Below are 17,802 nucleotides of genomic sequence, written 5' to 3'. Positions count from 1 at the left end.
TTCGTGTTTTTATGATTTAAATTAGAGTGTGTCATAAAGACTCAATTTGTAAAGTGTTTATATTTAACTAACTGAATATTAATGTTTTATTTTATTGGCACGCTATGTGTAATAGCTAAGTGACGTTAATGGTTACTGAGGTAGTTATGAACACACTTACACTAAATAATGTAAACAACCAGGTTGAGTTAGGCGCATTTTTTAAATCGCTATTATTTACTGTTAATGCAGTATTAGGGCTTAGCGCTATTTGTATGGTTGTGAGCATTTTAATTAGTTACCCGTACGCAGAGCACTTTTCGATGCAGGTACAAATATCAGCGCATATTAGTACGATTGTAGTGGCAGCTATTTTAAAAGTTAGTTATGTGCTGCGTTGTGTTGCGCAACATGGTTTAGGGCAGGAAGTACGCTAATGCGCCCACTAAATTTAACAGAGCCAATGCCAGCGCACATAGCTATTCATCAGGTAACAAAATGGCCGTTATGGATGCTTGCTTTTAGACCCTACTTTTTAGCAGGCGGTTTGCTGGCATTTTTATCGATAGGGTATTGGCTACTTATTTTAACGGGCTATGCTAGTTGGCACTTAACCATGCCAGCCACACTTTGGCACGCGCACGAAATGCTATTTGGCTTTGCAGGAGTGGTAGCAGTCGGTTTTTTACTTACGGCGGCACAAACTTGGACAGGCGTTGAAAGTATAAGTGGCAAAGCACTTATGCTACTTACTTTTGTATGGATAAGTGCTCGTTTAGCATTTTTTATAAAGCTGGCTGATTTTGCTAATGCTAATTTATGGCTTGTTACTGTGCTACAGCTAGCATGGTGGTTAGGGGTAATTACGGCGCTGGCTAATATGCTAATAGCAGCACGCAGTAAAAATAATTACCCGTTTTTAGTTATTTTAGGCGTGTTGTGCGCCCTTAATACTCTTTATTTACTCCTTGTTTTAAATAACAACATGCAGCTTGCTTTGGCTGTGGTTGACACTGCGGTATTGGTTGTCAGCTTACTGGTCGGCATTGTAGCAGGGCGGGTTATTCCTTTTTTTACAGCTAAAGGCTTAGCGCTTAGCGAGCAAGTACGCACTCCTAAAATTGATAAAGCAATGCTGTATTTATCAATATTGGCAATTACTTTATTTTTTATCAGTAAATTATTTTTAAGCTCAATTAGCCCTGCATTAATTGTTGCAATGGTGGCTGCGCTTCACTTAATTCGCGCAAAACTTTGGTGGCATGCAAACGTGCTAAAAGTGCCTTTATTATGGTCTTTGCATTTTTCTTATTTTGCTTTAGGTGCTGGCTTAATGATGATTGCATTTAGCTTTTATACAAGCGTAATACCTTTCAAAGATGCGCTCCACCTTATCACTATTGGCACAATAGGGATGATGATTTTAGCCATGATGACCCGTGTATCACTTGGGCATACAGGGCGTACGCTTAATACACCTAAATATATATCTGTTGCTTTTACGCTTGTGCTGGTGGCAGCTATTACTCGCTCCATACTCCCCTTAATTATTGCGCCACACTTTGCTTGGCAGATCAGTGCCTTGCTGTGGTTAGTGGCTTTTTTGTTATTTTTAATTTACTGCACACCTATATTAACGCGCCGTCGTGTTGATGGGCGCCGTGGTTAGTTTATCTACAGGACTACATTATGTTATCTGATAAAACCATTGAGATTGTTAAAAGCACTGTTCCGTTATTAGCGCAAGCCGGCACGGTTGTGACCGATCATTTTTATAAGCGACTATTTAGCCATAACCCAGAGCTTAAAAATATTTTTAATATGAGCAACCAAAACACCGGGCGCCAGCAATTTGCTTTGTTTAACGCCTTAGCGGCATACGCCCAAAATATTGATAACTTAGCGGTGTTAAAAGAGGCATTAGCGCGCATTAACCATAAGCACACCAGTTTAAATATTTTACCAGAGCACTACCCCATTGTTGGTGCTCACTTAATTGGCACCTTAAAAGAGCTAATACCAGAGCAGTTTACGCCGGATGTAGAATACGCTTGGCGTGAAGCTTACACACTGCTTGCTGATATTTGTATTACCGAAGAAGCGGCTTTATATGAGCACAGTAAAAATAAACACGGTGGTTGGGCGGGCACGCGCCAATTTGAAATAACCAACAAACAGGTTGAATCAGCACTCGTAACAAGTTTTACACTAACGCCTATAGATGGCAAAGCGGTGATTACCCATAAACCAGGCCAGTATTTAGGGATTAAAGTTAAACCAGCGGGCGCTGAATATGAAGAAATTCGCCAGTATTCTATTTCACAAAAAGCCAATGGTAAAAACTACCGTATTAGCGTTAAAAAAGAGCTACAGCCAAAACCTGGCATGGTGTCTAATTATTTACACTCACTAGCTCAAGGCGACGTAGTTGAACTATACCCGCCTGCAGGTGATTTCTTTTTACGAAATAGTAAAAACCCAGCGGTACTTATTTCAGCAGGTGTAGGGCAAACCCCAATGCTTGCGATGCTCGAAACGCTATTAAGCGATAACCCTAAGCAAAATATTATGTATTTACATGCGTGCGAAAATGCGCAGCAGCACTCGTTTGCACACTATTTAAATGAATTAAGTGCGGCTTATAACAGCTTGCAAACTATTACGTGGTTTAATCAAAGTAGTGATAGGGCTGATTTTACAGGGTTAATGGACTTAGCTGCCATAAAAACACAGTTACCTCTTACAAATGGCGATTTTTACTTATGTGGCCCCGCTGGGTTTATGGCGTTTGTGAAAAGCCAGTTACTGGCACTAGGTGTTAAAAACGAGCATATTCATTACGAAGTGTTTGGTCCACATCAAGACTTATAAACCAAGTGAAAAACGATAAAGGCACACAGTATTAATGCTGTGTGCCTTTTTAATAGTATTTTATTGTGCTTTACAACTTACGTTTTTAAGCTCAATAGACATATCTTTTTTAGGATAATAAAGCACGCACTGCTTGCCGATTATTTGTAAAACAAACTTTTCTGGCTTGATATTATGCGCGCCCATTATGGGCATACCATTTGAGTCTTTACTATTTCCATGGCTTAATAATAGCTCGCTGCGTTTAGTAAAAACGGTGTCGGCCAGTGTAACTAGTGTGCCGCCCTTTGCTTTTATAATCGCTTGCTGGAGCGTGGCTATAACGCCTGGGTTTACCTCGGTAAGTAGTGCAGGCTTAGCAGTGGCATTACTCATACTGTTACAGCCTCCAATAAATAATAAGGTTAATATTGCCAGTAGTTTAGCCATTACTTATCCTTATTTAACGTAGGCCAGGTTAAATCCATATTGCCACGGTTAACGTTATTAGGTGCGTTTAAAGGTAATAGCTGCTTGCTATCGCCAGCAGCGCTTTGTACTTGCGTTTTAATACTTGCAGAGGCGGTGCTAACAGGGCACGTGCCGTTATTATCAATATGATAAAGCGCAGTAGAGAGTAGCCCTTCGTTTGGATTGCCTAATTGATTATCAAAGTCGTCACTGACTACACAGCCTTTTACATCAGCATCAAACTGTGGTGTAGGCGTTGGCGTAAAGCCTGCTGCATATTCACCAAACCCTTTACTGTTAATACCGCTAAATTGAATGGTGTAATAGGTGGTGCCACAGTTATGTGTTGGGGTAAAACCGTATGGTTTACCGCAGGTTGTGTCGCCAATGAGCACTACCTCGGCGTCAATGCCTTTTAAGCCATTAATAAAGGCTTCTGAGGCTGAACACGTACCCGATGTACTAAGCACATACACCTTAGATAGGTTTAAATCGGGGAGGCTTTCGCCAGTGCTAAAAAAAGTTGAGTAATCAATTTCTTCATCTATAAACGGAAAAGGCGACTCTACCGGTTGTTTATCGTTTTGCTGAGTTTGGTAATAAATACGGTTTTGAATGTTGGCGCTGCCCGCCACCATGTAAGCCAGCTGCGAAGAAAGCGCTAATAAACCGCCTCCGTTATACCTAAAGTCGATAACAAGCTCTTCCACGTTATCGGTTTTAAATTTATTAACTGCAGCAATTAAGCCTTCTTGGGCAATACCTATATGGCTATTAAACTGCATGTACCCTACGCTAGTGCCATTTGCAGTGGTAATGGTTTTTACGTTTTGTACAGGTGTTTGCTCTATGTTGCCGGCAGTTACGTTAAAGGTTTTTTCAGCGCCATTGTTACTGCGCACAACGATGGTGTGCGAGTCGCCATTAGTGGGGCTAAATAATCCTTCGTTTAAGGTATCTACGCCTGCTTGTGTGCTGGTATTAATGCTTACGCCATCAACTTCAAGTACGGTATCGCCACGTTGAAAACCAATTTGGCTTGCTGGTGAGTCGTCTTCTAGGTAGGCAACACGTAAAATTCTATCAGCTGGGTCGCCAATAAATGCCCAATTTATACCATAGCCTGAGGTTACACCTGATTGCGCTTCTTGAAAGTAGTCCTCAGAAGGCTCTGAAAAATGAAAATTATCTTTTTTAGCACCAGAGTCGGTTAGTTCTTCGGTTTTTAGTTGGGCAAAATAATCGGCCACTGTAGCAAAGTTTTCAGGGTCGTTATCGGCTATTTCATCATACCAAAGGTAGGTTTCGTCGCTCCACGAGCGAAGCCAAAGCTTTTCGTAAAGGGCTGAACCGGCTTGGTCTGGGTAAGGCTCATTATTATTAAACGGATCGTTACCTGTGCGTGGGTTTTCGCAAAAGTTTTTTAACTCCTCCGATGGCTCAAATACACCTGCCGTCCATGTCGGGGCTGTGTTTGCAGGAGGTGTGACGACTGGGTCGGGCGTTTCATTCATGCTGCTACCACCGCCACAGCCCACAAGCGTTAGACTTGAAAGTGCAGCAATAATAGCGAGTGTTGCTTTATTATTTTTAAACATACAAAACTACTTTTTGTAAATAAGTTGTTTAAAATACTACAACACCCGCTCATTTATTCAACGTATTCGCCCCTAAATTATGTAAATGAGTGTATACACTTAGGTGTGCTACAGCTTACTTGCGCTGCTTTTATCTGCAAATGCTTGTTTTTGCCAGGCATCAAATAGTTTTTGTTGTTTGTCTGATATTTTTAAGCCGTATGTTTTTTGCATATAGGCGTAGGTGTCGGCAATGCGCTTACGGGCATAAAAAGGAGGCTCTACAACGCGTTGTTTAAAGTTAACCTTTACTTTGCAGCGGCCATATTGGGCAGCGTTTTCGCTAAGCATACCAAAGCGATAGTTAGAGCGATCTGCGTTAATTTCGCCAATTGCGGGGGCTAAATTGTTTATATCGGCTTCCATTTTTCTAAATTTAGCACTGACCTTGCGACAGTTTTTACGGCCACCGTTTTGCCAGCACTGTAGCTGGTGACCAAATTCCCACGCCGGCACTATATGCTCCCACTCTATACGCAGTGCACGTACATTAACTTTACCAGAGGAAGTTAACGTATTACGCGGAATATAACCACAGTTGCTAGGGTCGGGGATTAGCTTTTTACCTTGCTTTTTAATGTCGCAGCCGCAGTAAAGGCTTTTGGCGTTTTCGGGTAGGGTTTTAATTAAGTGCCTTTTAGCCGTTGAAAAACGGGTAAATTCTTCACTCGATGCAGAAAAACAAATACAACAAGCCACAAAGGCCAAAATAAATTTAAGCATATCCATCACATACGTGAACTACAGGAGGCGCTAGTCTAAAGTTTTGCTGCTAAAAGATAAAGCCTGAACAAATTTTAATCCGCAATGCTTAGTACACTCTATACTGATATAAAAAATAGCGAGGAGATGACTATGCTAGGTGCTTTTTCAATAAGTTTAACGGTTAAAGATATTAGAGCCTCAAAAGCGTTTTACGAAAAGCTGGGCTTTAGCGAGTTTGCAGGTGAGATAGAGCAAAGCTGGTTAGTGATGAAAAACGGTGAGCATTTAATTGGCTTGTTCTCGGGTATGTTTGATAAAAACATGCTGACCTTCAATCCTGGCTGGGATCAAAACGCACAAACCGTTACAGAGTTTAAGGATGTTGATACGCTTAGCGAATATTTTCAAAACGCTCATATCCAGGTTGAACCTGTGGGTGATAAAAGCTTTATTATTACAGACCCAGACGGCAACCCTATTTTGATTGACCAACACGTGTAAGTTTTTTTAGCCTAACGTTTTGTATTAATAAAATAATACCGCATAAACAAAATAGTACGCTGGTGGCTGCAAAACTGATGAGGAGCGGGTTGTTAAAATCTTCTCGCTCGCCGTAATCCATTATGTGTAGCATCCAAAAAAAGTCGAATATGCGCCATAGTGTGCTGCGAACGGTGATAACTTTGCCGTTAATTGCATTTAAATACAGCGTAGTATTAAAGGTGTCGTTAAATTGTACTTGCCACACATTTGTTTTGTATCCCACCTCTCGAGTGCCTTGTTTTAAAAGCGTTGTGCTAATTGGCTTAGCGTCGATGAGTAAATGCGCTTGTGCATTAGCGGTAATTTGTATTTTGGTGGGTGGCTGAAAAGGGCGCCCCGTTAAACCATTAAAGCTTTGCTGCTCGCCACTATTAATAACAGTAATAAGCGGGGTCGTTAAAAAGTGCTCAAACACTATTTGCGTGGGGTTAGGCACTTGCGCAGTAATATTATCGAGTGATGTGGGGTAGTCTGCTTGAGTAAATGGGTTTGTAAGTGTACGCTTAGCAAGGTGCTTACCGTGTACGTATTCAAGTGGTATCGCGCTCATTACTAAGCCGCCTAACAGCCAAGCTAAAATTTGTAAGGCAAGTAAATAGCCTAGCCACTTATGTAGTTTTCGAGCGCGCTTAAATAGTTGTTTTCTCATTTTGTGCTTCTTATTATTTTTTAGCGTTAGTGTATTACAACAACCCATGCTTTTACTGCGGCATTTTGTCGCAGTTATTCATAAGCTTACTCTAACTTTATAAAAATAATAAAAAGGAGCGATAAAAAATCAGCGAGGCTGCGTTTAATGCTCACGCAAGGCATTTATTAGCCCTTGTTTGCTCATTTTAGAGCGGCCGCTAATGCCGAGCTCTTTAGCTTTATTATACAGCTGCTTTTTAGTGCGCTGCTCATACTTTGAGGCTTTGCCGCCTTTAACAGCGGTTTTATGAGTATTGCTATTAGCAATGCGCGCGGCTTTTTGTTTGCTCATTCCTTCATCTCGAAGCGCATCGTACTGATCGTCGTTTTTAATTTGCGGGCCATGATCTACCATAATTGTCCTCCTGAAGCGTTTAATTACACAGTGTGTGTATAACTTTCATACATAAACGGTAAAATTAAGCGTAACTAGCCTAACCCGTTTTATAAGGCAAATTAGGTGCCAATGGCGTTTAAACAGGTATTTTCTATGAATAAAGCCATGTTTAGCGCTTAGTTGATTTGGTATAAAAGTAAAACTGCGTTAAAGTTTGCGATGAAACTATAAGAGGGTAAAAAGCAGACAATGTCGGAAATTCAATTTTTAAATGTAGATCTAGAGCTTGAGTCTAAACAAGATATTAGCGCCCTAGTGGCAGACTTAAAGAAAAACGCGATGGTTTTGCATTATGACAAAGACGAATATCGTCAATTGGCGCGTATTGAAGCCTCAGGTGATATAACCACGCCAGACAAAGCAATCAACCACTTATGTGAATTAATAGAGTCGTGTTCACGTAATGCGCTTAAGCAGTGGCTAAGCTGTTCGCGCAGAACGTTTGATATAGGCTTTGAGTCGGGCACGTCACCTAAGTGTTTTAACCAAGCTCTACATGCAGATACACTGCTACGCATATCTGCCATTGGCGCTGGTATGGAAATAACGATTTACCCTATCGAAAAGTAGCCATAGTTGATTATTTGCGCTCGACAACCGCTGCGGTCATTTTTGATACGCAGCAAAGCTCGCCGCGGCTATTGGTTATTTTTATTTCCCATACAGAACTGCGCTTACCAATATGAAATGCACGAGTAACGGCGGTTAAAGTGCCATTTCGAGAGGCCTTTAAGTGGCTGGCGCTAATTTCCTGTCCAACACAATAAAATTTTGTAAAGTCCACGACAAAGTTAGCGGCGTAGCTTGCTACGGTTTCGGCAAGTACCACATTTGCGCCACCATGTACCATACCAATAGGATTATGATGCTCAGGAATAGCAGGCATGGTAGCCACTAGGTAATCATCTCCTATTTCGGTTATTTCTATGCCCATGGTTTTCATCAGCGTGCCTTGGCCGTTTATTCCCTCATCTAACTGTTTGCAAAGCTCTAATGTGATGGGTTGATGCCAAATACTCATAATTACTCCTTTATATTGAAAGCAAATTTATAGCATTTTAAATACTGAACGTCTGTAATTACCTAAAATTTATCCAAGTGCGGTGTATTTAGCTATTTTAAAGCACAATTTAAATTTGCGATTTTTATTTAACTGTATATACTCACAGTTAAATGTACTGTATGGAAAACCAGTTGTATGCGACCATTAACTAAACGCCAAGCTCAAATACTCGAACTAATAAAAGTTTTTATTAAAGACACTGGTATGCCTCCTACACGTGCCGAAATTGCGCAAACACTAGGTTTTAAAAGTGCCAATGCCGCAGAAGAGCACTTAAAAGCGCTTGCCAAAAAAGGTGTTATTAAAATGAAACCAGGCGCAAGCCGTGGTATTCAATTGGTTGAAGAAGAAGAGCCAGAGCAACTAGGCCTACCATTAATAGGTAGAGTTGCAGCGGGTTCGCCTATTTTGGCGCAAGAACATGTTGAGAGTCACTGTAAAATAGACCCACTTATGTTTAAACCAGCCGCCGACTTTTTACTGCGTGTTAACGGCATGAGTATGAAAGATATAGGTATTATGGATGGTGACTTGCTTGCCGTACACCGTACTCAAACAGCAGAAAACGGCCAAGTTGTGGTTGCGCGAGTAGATGAAGACGTAACCGTAAAACGCCTAGAAAAAGCAGGCCGAAAAGTATTATTACACGCCGAGAACGAAGAGTTTAAGCCAATTGAAGTAGACCTTGAAAACGAATCTTTTAATATTGAAGGGTTAGCCGTTGGCGTAATAAGAAATGCCGACTGGATGTAATTTTTAACTATTTTTAAGTAATATTTATAAATGCGCACTTTTAAGTGTGCATTTTTGTTTTAAAAACAGACCTTCCACCATCTCAAAGCGCCCTAAAATTATTTAGGCTGTAAACTTTTTTTCACTCATACTTTTATCTTCCTAGGCGTGTTACATCCCTTAATTTTGCTCGTATCTTGGCTGTTAAATAACAATTTAATACGCCGTCATTTAGTCAATTTTAAAATATCACTTGATTGTTTTTTATACTAAAACTTGCTTGTTGTACGTTTTTTAGCTAATCATTAATGTGCTGGACTAACAATAACTCACAGCTTTTTAGTTATGAGAACACACAATATACACAAACCTTTTGTTGTCCTAGCGATACCAATTAAAAATAAGATTGGTTAAAAAATAAAAATAACGAATTGGCGTTTAAGCCGTATGCCTCTTCGCTTTGCATTCGCAATAGCATCAAAGGAGCCGTCACATGGGTAAACTGACCTCTACCTTGTGGCTTGTGTTGATTATGTTCCCGCAGCAAGTGCTGGCTAATAGCCAATACAATATGCGCAAGGGCGTAACCGATATAAGTAATAATGTATATCAGCTACACATGACCATATTTTTAATATGTTGTGTGATTGGGGTGATAGTGTTCGCAATAATGTTTTGGGCACTGATTCATCACCGTAAATCTAAAGGGGCAGTTCCTGCCCAATTTCATGAAAGTACCAAAGTAGAAATTCTTTGGACTGCCATTCCGTTTGTTATTTTAATTGCCATGGCAATTCCTGCCACTAAAACCCTCATTGCGATGGAAGATGCCAGTAAGGCCGACTTAACCATTAAAATTACAGGGTCACAGTGGAAGTGGCATTATGAATATATGGGTGAAGACGTAGAGTTTTACTCTATTTTATCTACCCCTCAAGACGAAATAGCCAACCTTGCTAATAAAAACCCCAATTACTTACTTGAGGTTGATAAACCTTTAGTACTGCCAATTAATCAAAAGGTGCGTTTTTTAATGACCTCTGATGATGTTATTCACTCTTGGTGGGTACCCGATTTTGCCGTTAAAAAAGATGCCAATCCGGGGTTTATCAACGAAACGTGGACCAACATTAACGAAGAAGGTATTTACCGAGGACAGTGTGCAGAGCTGTGCGGTAAAGATCATGGTTTTATGCCCGTGGTGGTTGAAGCTAAATCGCAAGAGGACTTTAACGCATGGCTTGCAGATGCTAAGCAAGCTAAGCAAAAAGCCGCACTTGCTGATGCAGCATTGCTTGAGACAACAATTCCTAAAGAAGAGCTAATGACACTAGGTGAGCAAGTGTATATGGCAAGTTGCGCTGCGTGTCATCAACCTACAGGTATGGGCTTACCGGGCGTATTTCCTGCGTTAAAAGGCAGCCCCATTGTTTTGGGTGATATAAAAGATCACATTGATGTAGTGATTCATGGTCGCCCAGGAACTGCAATGCAGGCATTTGCAAAGCAGCTCTCAATTAAACAACTTGCAGCGGTAATTACCTATAAACGTAATGCGTGGGGTAATGAAACGGGTGATGTCATCCAACCTAGTGAAATTCAGGCAGCACTTGATGCGGAGGCGAACTAATGAGTAGCATAGTAGAACAACCTAACGCCAATGACGCTCACCACGGCCATCACCCAGCCAAAGGTTTTAAACGTTGGTTATACACAACAAACCATAAAGATATTGGCAGCATGTACTTAATTTTTTCGCTGACTATGTTTTTAATTGGCGGTGCAATGGCCATGGTTATTCGGGCTGAGTTATTTCAGCCAGGATTACAATTGGTAGACCCACACTTTTTTAACCAAATGACCACAGTACACGGTTTAATTATGGTGTTTGGTGCTGTTATGCCAGCCTTTACGGGGCTTGCTAACTGGATGGTACCGCTCATGATTGGCGCGCCAGATATGGCACTGCCCAGAATGAACAACTGGAGCTTTTGGATTTTACCCTTCGCTTTTTTAATTTTATTGGCCTCGTTATTAATGCCTGGAGGCGGCCCCGCATTTGGCTGGACGTTCTATGCGCCGCTTTCAACAACGTACAGTAACGACAACACCGCAATGTTTGTGTTTGCAGTGCACATTATGGGGATTAGCTCAATTATGGGCGCAATAAACGTTATTGTGACCATTGTTAATTTACGTGCCCCAGGCATGACATGGATGAAGCTACCATTATTCGTTTGGACATGGCTAATAACCGCATTTTTATTAATTGCTGTTATGCCCGTACTGGCCGGAGCGGTCACTATGGTGCTCACCGATAAATACTTTGGAACCAGCTTTTTTGATGCGGCAGGCGGCGGCGATCCGGTGATGTTTCAGCACATATTTTGGTTTTTTGGTCATCCCGAAGTGTACATCATGATTTTACCCGCCTTTGGTATTATTTCGACCATAGTGCCTACATTCTCACGTAAAAAACTATTTGGTTATGCCTCAATGGTTTACGCAACCTCCTCTATTGCATTACTGAGCTTTATAGTGTGGGCACATCATATGTTTACGACCGGTATGCCCGTTGCTGGCGAGCTATTTTTTATGTACGCGACCATGCTGATATCGGTGCCTACAGGGGTAAAAGTATTTAACTGGGTAGCCACTATGTGGCGAGGGTCAATAAGTTTTGAAGTGCCCATGCTATTTAGTATTGCCTTTATTGTGCTGTTTACTTTAGGGGGCTTTTCGGGGCTGATGTTGGCTATAACCCCTGCTGATTTTCAGTATCACGATACTTACTTTGTGGTGGCGCACTTTCATTACGTGTTAGTTACGGGGGCAATATTTTCGATTATGGCGGGGGCTTATTATTGGCTGCCTAAGTGGACGGGCAACATGTACAACATTGCCTTGGCTAAGTGGCATTTTTGGTTATCGCTGGTAAGCGTAAATGTATTGTTTTTCCCTATGCATTTTGTAGGGCTGGCAGGCATGCCGCGCCGTATTCCCGATTACGCCCTGCAGTTTGCTGATTTTAACGCAATCATAAGCATAGGTGGGTTTGCCTTTGGTTTATCGCAGTTACTCTTTGTGGCTGTGGTAATTAAATGTGCCCGAGGGGGCGATAAAGTCCCTGCAAAAGTATGGGATGGTGCTGAAGGTTTAGAGTGGGAAGTGGACTCTCCTGCGCCGTATCATACTTTTTCTACGCCGCCGGAAATTAAATAATGACACATGCACCGCTATTAAAGCGCCTAATTCTTATTTGTATAGGTATGTTTGCTTTTGCATTTGCCTTAGTGCCCTTATATGACGTGTTCTGCGACATAACTGGGCTTAATGGCAAGCCGTCGCTTGAACAAGCTAAACAAAGTACACAGGTTGCACAAAATCGAGAAATAGGTGTGAGCTTTACAACCCATGCGCAAAGTGGTGCGCCGTTTATTGTTAAATCTAAAGAATACAGTGTTGATGTGAAACCAGGTGCCATGCGTGAGGTAATGTTTAGCGCAAAAAACACCAGTGATATCGATAAAGTAATGCAAGCGGTGCCTTCTGTATCGCCCGGAAAGGCAGCCAAGTACTTACATAAAATAGCGTGCTTTTGCTTTGATCAACAACCCCTAAAAGCGGGTGAAGAGCTTGAGTTTAAGCTGCTTTTTTATGTTGATACTGCACTGCCGAGCGATGTAGAAGAGCTAACTTTATCGTACACCGTATTTGATATTAGTGAGCAGCTAGTAGCAAGTAATAACTAGCCTGCATGTCTAGTGTAAAACTAGGAGCAAGTAACATGAATCAAGATTATGAAAACTACTACGTACCCGAGCAAAGTCCTTGGCCCATAGTGGGCGCGGTGGCGTTATTTTTTATTGCAGTGGGTGCGGCTTTAACAGTCATGAACTTAGAAAGTGAAGGGGGCAGCGGTGTGTACTTGCTATATGCAGGCATTGCAGTGCTGCTGTATATGATTTTTAGCTGGTTTAAAAATGTAATTAGCGAGTCTGATCAGGGCTTATATTCAGCGCAAATGGACCGCTCATTTCGACAAGGAATGAGCTGGTTTATATTCTCTGAAGTTATGTTTTTTATGGCCTTTTTTGGCGCATTATTTTACGCCCGCATACTGTCGGTGCCTTGGCTTGGCGGCGCTGGGAATAATGCGATGACCAACGAGGTGCTTTGGCCTACCTTTGAGGCCGTATGGCCACTACTAACCACACCGGCAGGTGAAACCACACAAGCTATGGGGTGGCAAGGCTTACCCCTTATTAATACGCTTATTTTATTAGCGTCTTCGGTTACTTTGCATTTTGCTCACGTAGCCATTGAAAACAATAAACGTAAACCGCTAAAAGTGATGCTAGGGGCAACCATTTTATTGGGTGTGTGCTTTTTAGCATTGCAGGTAGAAGAATATATTTATGCCTACAACGACTTAAACTTAACTCTAGATGCAGGCATTTACGGGAATACATTCTTTTTGCTGACAGGTTTTCATGGCATGCATGTGACCCTTGGCGCCATCATTTTGTTTGTTGTATTTGTGCGTATTTTAAAAGGCCACTTTACGAAAGATAAACATTTTGCGTTTCAAGCAGCGGCTTGGTACTGGCATTTTGTTGATGTGGTGTGGCTGTGTTTATTTGTTTTTGTGTATGTGTTGTAACGGCTAATGGTGAGTGATTAGCCTTTATAAAACCAAGTTTTACAGCGGCTATCACCATCACCAAAACCACCAGAGAAAACAGCACGCGACGGCCTAAAAAATGCGACATAGGCCGACCGCCAGATTTATCGGTCACCATAATAAATAGCGCTCTAAACAAGTTGAAAAGTATAAATAGTAACAGCAGCACAATAATAATTTTAATAATCACTGGGTTGACCCTTTATGCAGTTAATTTTAAGGCGTAAACAAAAGCTTAGCTCATTTATCGCACTTTGCGTTGTGGTAGCTGTGGTGCTGGTATGTGTACGTTTAGGGTATTGGCAATTAGCAAGGGCTGAGCAAAAGCAGCAACAGCTAACAGCTATAGCTAACATGCAAACCCAAGGCGTAATGAGCTGGCAGCAATTACAGGCAATGCCTTCAAAGTGGAATAAAACAGGTGTAGTGGTTGAGCTTGTCGGAAAAATAATAAATCAGCAATACTGGCTTTTAGATAACCAAGTTTACCAAGGGCAAGTCGGTTACGATTTATTGGTTTTATTTAAGCCAAGCCAAGCAAGTGGCGCTTTACTCGTTAATTTAGGGTGGGTAAAAGCACCTATTTCACGCAGCGAACTACCTAACATTCAACTTCCTAAACGTAATATTACGCTTAAAGCGCAGATAAAAGAGCAAAATTTAACGAGCTTTAACTTACAAACCAATTCGACAAAACAAGACCTTCAAAAACGAATTCAAGCAATAGATTTAAAAAAGCTAAGTGAGCAGAGTAATCAATCGTTATTTAATTTTATGGCTTATCGTCAAGGTGCTGGAGATGCGCTAGCTATACCGCATTATAAAGCGGTGGTGATGAGTCCGCAAAAGCACCAAGCGTATGCAGTGCAATGGTTTTTAATAGCCTTAGCCTGTGTAGTGGTGGCCATTTTTGCCAGTAAAAAGAGGACTAACAATGAAAAATAACCCCTTAGTTTTGTTTGTTGTATGTTGCGCTGTACCGCTAGTACTTGCATACGGTGCGCTAAAACTAGACTGGTTGCCGAGCGCCATTACCAATAATGGCGAGTTTTTACAGCACGAAGTAAAGCTTGAAAACTGGCAGCAACATAACCCTAAGCAATGGACAATTGCGCTTAATTACTCCAATAAATGTAATGCTTCGTGCAATGAGCAGCTCAATGCACTTGATAACTTATATATCGCCTTAGGAAAAAATCAGGGCAAGGTTGATATGGCTGTAATGGGGGCGCCTAAAGTTAAAAACATTCCTTGGAAAACCTTTAACGCGCAACAAAATTTGCAGCCCGCTAGCCTGTATTTAATCGATCATATGGGTTTAGTGGTGCTTGAGTATCCGTTTAAAGAGCAGCCACAAGAAAACCGTTTAGTGCAAAAAGGTTTATTAAAAGATTTAAAAAAACTACTTAACTATTCTCGTTCAAGCTAATTAATAGCGCATTGTTAATGGGAGATTCCTATGTATAAAAATTATAAAAACTGGGTACTTGCAACGGGGTTACTTGCGCTGTTAGTGGTAGGGCTAGGTGCTTATACACGTTTAAGTGACGCAGGTCTTGGTTGTCCTGATTGGCCCGGTTGCTATGGCTTTTTAACTGTACCAAAGCATGAAGCCGATATCGCACTGGCTGCCCAAAGTTATCCAGATATGATGTTTGAAACCGCCAAAGCGTGGAAAGAAATGATCCACCGTTACTTTGCAGGCGCGCTGGGATTGCTTATTTTAGCGCTATTTGTGTTGGCTTTTGTAAAGCGCCATTACTCAAACACGCCGGTTAAATTACCGCTAGCCTTATTATTGTTAGTTATATTTCAGGCTGCGCTGGGTATGTGGACCGTTACTATGAACTTGCAACCGCTCATTGTGATGGGGCATTTGCTGGGGGGATTTAGTATTTTATCGCTAATCACTCTTTTATACCTGCGTTTAACTACTAAACCCATAGAGGGCGGAGATAGTAGCGCTAAAGGCTATTTTTCATTGAGCTTAGTTGCATTGGCTGTGTTGGTTATTCAAATTGCATTAGGTGGGTGGCTTGCAGCAAATTATGCGGCGCCACACTGTAATGGCCTACCGCTGTGTAGTTATGCGCAGCCATTTTCACTCAGTAGTGTGTTTCAGCTGCCGCTTGAGCACAGTAATTATGAGTACGGAGTGCTATCGCAACAGGCGCGTATGTCTATTCATTTACTACACAGAATTTGGGCGCTAGTTACATGTATTGTGTTGGCGCTAATTATGTGGCGTATATACAGTCAGGCGCAATCTGCAAAAATAAAACACTGTACTGTCAGCGTGCTTGTTGCGCTACTTTGCCAAATTAGTTTGGGGCTTGCGGTGGTGCATTGGCACTTTCCGCTTGGAGTGGCGCTGGCGCACAATTTAATGGCAGCTATCTTGTTATTGACTATGGTTAGGTTGTGTTACTACCTAAAAGCACGCACTTAAAGGGGAATAATTATGGCACTCACACTCGACAAAAAAGAACTACAGGTTATTAGCGCACACCCTTTTATTCAACGTGCTTATAATTTACTGCAAGATTACTTAGCTATTAGCAAGTTTAAAGTAGTGGCTATGTTGGTACTTACTGCCTGGGTTGGCTTGGCACTGGCGCCTGATGTAGGGCGAGGCATTGCAGTACAATTTATTAGTTTATTAGGCATTGGTTTGCTCTCTGGCGCTGCGGCGGTAATAAATCATGTTGTTGATAGCGAAATAGATACAAAAATGGCGCGTACACGCCACCGCCCTGTAGCCAAAGGCCGGCTTAGTAAAACCCATGCGCTAAGCTTTGCAGGCGTGATAGGGGTTGCTGGTTTTATAATGCTAATGCTTTGGGCAAACACCCTAACAGCCGTACTTACTTTGTTTGCATTAGTTGGGTATGCTTTTATTTATACCTCTTTTTTAAAGCGTGCCACACCGCAAAACATTGTGATTGGTGGCTTGGCTGGGGCAATGCCTCCTTTATTGGGCTGGGTTTCTGAAACCAATCAAATGGCAGCCGCGCCATGGTTACTAGTAATGATTATATTTACGTGGACCCCACCGCATTTTTGGGCACTGGCAATAGCACGCAAAAGCGATTACGAACGCGCTAAAATTCCTATGTTGCCAGTGACTCACGGTATCGACTTTTGTAAAACTTGTGTTGTGGCTTACACCATATTACTGGCACTTGTATGCGTATTACCTTATTTAATTGGTATGTCGGGCGATATTTATCTAGTAGGCGCATGTGTGCTCAATGCACTCTTTTTGTATAAAGCAGTTAAGCTTAAATTAGCCCCGAGCGATGACACCGCAATGGACTTATTTCGCTTTTCAATTGTGCATTTAATGGTACTCTTCGTGATCTTATTTATAGATAAATGGCTCCCTTTATGAAGCAGTTACGGATTAGCTTAGTTGTAATTTTTTCGTTTTTATTAGTCGCTTGCTCAGAGCAAAATAGTGCACCCGATGTGCAAGCCTTAGTGTATGAGCAAGCAAAGCCTCTTTCTGATTTTACTCTTAACGACCAAAACGGTGAGTTAGTCACCAAAGCGCAATTTTTGGGGCAGTGGAACTTAGTGTTTTTAGGCTATACCAGTTGTCCAGATATTTGCCCATTAACGCTTGCTAAACTAAACAGCGTGTATAAAAAGTTACATAACGAATACCCACTGCAAATTTGGTTTATGTCGGTAGACCCTCAACGCGATACGCCGGTAAAGCGCAAAGCGTATATTGATTATTTTAACCCTGATTTTTTAGCTGTTTCGGGTGAGCACAAAAACCTATTCCCCGTGGTTAGAGAGCTTGGCCTAATTTATGCCATTAGTGACTCGCAAGAATCAGAATATGCGGTCGATCATAGTGCTTCGGTGGCTTTAGTTGATGAAAATGGAGCGGTAAGAGCCATATTTAAGCCTGAGTTCCAACAAGGAAATGTGCCCCTTATTAATACCACTCAACTCATTAGCGAATTTAAACAAATAGCGGATTACTATAAAAACTAGTTTTAAACTTTTCACGAATTTTAAAAGGAGCTTAAGCTCCTTTTTT

General features: G+C 41.5%; 21 protein-coding genes and 1 pseudogene. 15 read left to right on the top strand and 7 right to left on the bottom strand.

The features are described from left to right. Window positions 1–146 precede the first annotated feature (146 nt). The 3 genes and pseudogenes from VOI46_RS15945 to hmpA all read left to right on the top strand — a co-directional run. Window positions 147–416, top strand: coding sequence for a hypothetical protein (locus tag VOI46_RS15945; RefSeq protein WP_039972505.1), 270 nt, complete (start codon window positions 147–149; stop codon window positions 414–416). Continuing rightward, complete coding sequence (locus VOI46_RS15940) at window positions 416–1,648, top strand: NnrS family protein (protein WP_324738088.1); 1,233 nt, start codon at window positions 416–418, stop codon at window positions 1,646–1,648. The genes VOI46_RS15945 and VOI46_RS15940 overlap by 1 nt, the downstream gene beginning before the upstream one ends. 11 nt (window positions 1,649–1,659) lie before the next feature. Further along, window positions 1,660–2,850, top strand: a pseudogene (gene hmpA / locus VOI46_RS15935) (NO-inducible flavohemoprotein); the annotation flags it as partial. A gap of 60 nt (window positions 2,851–2,910) precedes the next feature. Here hmpA and VOI46_RS15930 read toward each other — a convergent pair. From VOI46_RS15930 to VOI46_RS15920, 3 genes are all read right to left on the bottom strand, one after another. Next, window positions 2,911–3,279, bottom strand: coding sequence for a hypothetical protein (locus VOI46_RS15930; RefSeq protein WP_004589374.1), 369 nt, complete (start codon window positions 3,277–3,279; stop codon window positions 2,911–2,913). After that, entirely contained in the window at window positions 3,279–4,898 is a 1,620-nt protein-coding gene (locus tag VOI46_RS15925; protein ID WP_324738087.1) for a S41 family peptidase, read from the bottom strand. The genes VOI46_RS15930 and VOI46_RS15925 overlap by 1 nt, the downstream gene beginning before the upstream one ends. Window positions 4,899–5,006: 108 nt before the next feature. Beyond that, window positions 5,007–5,666 (bottom strand): endonuclease, encoded by a 660-nt coding sequence (locus tag VOI46_RS15920; protein WP_282337917.1) that lies wholly within the window; start codon window positions 5,664–5,666, stop codon window positions 5,007–5,009. Between the two features lie 126 nt (window positions 5,667–5,792). Here VOI46_RS15920 and VOI46_RS15915 point away from each other — a divergent pair, with 126 nt between their 5' ends. Continuing rightward, the gene (locus VOI46_RS15915) at window positions 5,793–6,143 is read left to right on the top strand and encodes a VOC family protein (RefSeq protein WP_282337916.1); all 351 of its coding nucleotides are present in this window, start codon (window positions 5,793–5,795) and stop codon (window positions 6,141–6,143) included. On the opposite strand, the gene VOI46_RS15910 is transcribed toward VOI46_RS15915, so the two are convergent. Next, the gene (locus tag VOI46_RS15910; RefSeq protein ID WP_282337915.1) at window positions 6,118–6,834 is read right to left on the bottom strand and encodes a hypothetical protein; all 717 of its coding nucleotides are present in this window, start codon (window positions 6,832–6,834) and stop codon (window positions 6,118–6,120) included. The two genes, VOI46_RS15915 and VOI46_RS15910, sit on opposite strands and share 26 nt — an antisense overlap. 144 nt (window positions 6,835–6,978) lie before the next feature. Then, window positions 6,979–7,233 (bottom strand): Rho termination factor N-terminal domain-containing protein, encoded by a 255-nt coding sequence (locus VOI46_RS15905; RefSeq protein ID WP_024033916.1) that lies wholly within the window; start codon window positions 7,231–7,233, stop codon window positions 6,979–6,981. 228 nt (window positions 7,234–7,461) lie between these two features. Between VOI46_RS15905 and VOI46_RS15900 the strand changes: the two genes are divergently transcribed. Further along, window positions 7,462–7,842, top strand: a complete 381-nt coding sequence (locus VOI46_RS15900) for a hypothetical protein (RefSeq protein ID WP_004589368.1) — start codon at window positions 7,462–7,464, stop codon at window positions 7,840–7,842. 10 nt (window positions 7,843–7,852) lie between these two features. Here VOI46_RS15900 and VOI46_RS15895 read toward each other — a convergent pair whose 3' ends face one another. Beyond that, entirely contained in the window at window positions 7,853–8,293 is a 441-nt protein-coding gene (locus tag VOI46_RS15895; protein WP_004589367.1) for a hotdog fold thioesterase, read from the bottom strand. Between the two features lie 177 nt (window positions 8,294–8,470). Here VOI46_RS15895 and lexA point away from each other — a divergent pair, with 177 nt between their 5' ends. From lexA to VOI46_RS15870, 5 genes are all read left to right on the top strand, one after another. Beyond that, window positions 8,471–9,088, top strand: a complete 618-nt coding sequence (gene lexA, locus VOI46_RS15890) for a transcriptional repressor LexA (protein WP_282337914.1) — start codon at window positions 8,471–8,473, stop codon at window positions 9,086–9,088. 472 nt (window positions 9,089–9,560) lie between these two features. Continuing rightward, window positions 9,561–10,697, top strand: a complete 1,137-nt coding sequence (gene coxB, locus VOI46_RS15885; RefSeq protein ID WP_004588214.1) for a cytochrome c oxidase subunit II — start codon at window positions 9,561–9,563, stop codon at window positions 10,695–10,697. Further along, the gene (gene ctaD / locus VOI46_RS15880) at window positions 10,697–12,289 is read left to right on the top strand and encodes a cytochrome c oxidase subunit I (RefSeq protein WP_004588215.1); all 1,593 of its coding nucleotides are present in this window, start codon (window positions 10,697–10,699) and stop codon (window positions 12,287–12,289) included. The genes coxB and ctaD overlap by 1 nt, the downstream gene beginning before the upstream one ends. Beyond that, on the top strand, window positions 12,289–12,819 hold the full coding sequence (locus VOI46_RS15875; protein WP_004588216.1) for a cytochrome c oxidase assembly protein: 531 nt from the start codon (window positions 12,289–12,291) through the stop codon (window positions 12,817–12,819). Before ctaD ends, VOI46_RS15875 begins: the two co-directional genes overlap by 1 nt. 35 nt (window positions 12,820–12,854) lie before the next feature. Further along, on the top strand, window positions 12,855–13,730 hold the full coding sequence (locus tag VOI46_RS15870; RefSeq protein WP_004588217.1) for a cytochrome c oxidase subunit 3: 876 nt from the start codon (window positions 12,855–12,857) through the stop codon (window positions 13,728–13,730). Here the strand turns inward: VOI46_RS15870 and VOI46_RS15865 are convergent. Continuing rightward, window positions 13,630–13,941, bottom strand: a complete 312-nt coding sequence (locus tag VOI46_RS15865; protein ID WP_083901814.1) for a DUF2909 domain-containing protein — start codon at window positions 13,939–13,941, stop codon at window positions 13,630–13,632. The genes VOI46_RS15870 and VOI46_RS15865 overlap by 101 nt on opposite strands. A gap of 14 nt (window positions 13,942–13,955) precedes the next feature. Here VOI46_RS15865 and VOI46_RS15860 point away from each other — a divergent pair, with 14 nt between their 5' ends. The 5 genes from VOI46_RS15860 to VOI46_RS15840 are packed head-to-tail and all read left to right on the top strand — an operon-like array spanning window position 13,956 to window position 17,756. After that, window positions 13,956–14,696, top strand: a complete 741-nt coding sequence (locus VOI46_RS15860) for an SURF1 family protein (RefSeq protein WP_004588219.1) — start codon at window positions 13,956–13,958, stop codon at window positions 14,694–14,696. Continuing rightward, window positions 14,686–15,180 carry a hypothetical protein gene (locus tag VOI46_RS15855; RefSeq protein ID WP_004588220.1) on the top strand — a complete coding sequence of 165 codons (495 nt, stop codon included), beginning with the start codon at window positions 14,686–14,688 and terminating at the stop codon, window positions 15,178–15,180. The genes VOI46_RS15860 and VOI46_RS15855 overlap by 11 nt, the downstream gene beginning before the upstream one ends. A 30-nt stretch (window positions 15,181–15,210) precedes the next feature. Then, window positions 15,211–16,200 (top strand): COX15/CtaA family protein, encoded by a 990-nt coding sequence (locus VOI46_RS15850; RefSeq protein ID WP_004588221.1) that lies wholly within the window; start codon window positions 15,211–15,213, stop codon window positions 16,198–16,200. A 12-nt stretch (window positions 16,201–16,212) separates the two neighbouring features. Then, complete coding sequence (gene cyoE, locus VOI46_RS15845) at window positions 16,213–17,142, top strand: heme o synthase (protein ID WP_004588222.1); 930 nt, start codon at window positions 16,213–16,215, stop codon at window positions 17,140–17,142. Beyond that, window positions 17,139–17,756, top strand: a complete 618-nt coding sequence (locus VOI46_RS15840) for an SCO family protein (protein WP_004588223.1) — start codon at window positions 17,139–17,141, stop codon at window positions 17,754–17,756. The genes cyoE and VOI46_RS15840 overlap by 4 nt, the downstream gene beginning before the upstream one ends. Window positions 17,757–17,802 lie beyond the last annotated feature (46 nt).

This window comes from Pseudoalteromonas sp. CuT4-3 (assembly GCF_035666335.1).
GTDB lineage: Bacteria > Pseudomonadota > Gammaproteobacteria > Enterobacterales > Alteromonadaceae > Pseudoalteromonas > Pseudoalteromonas atlantica.
Note: the sequence above shows the minus strand (reverse complement) of the source record. Positions and strands in the feature narration are given on the sequence as shown.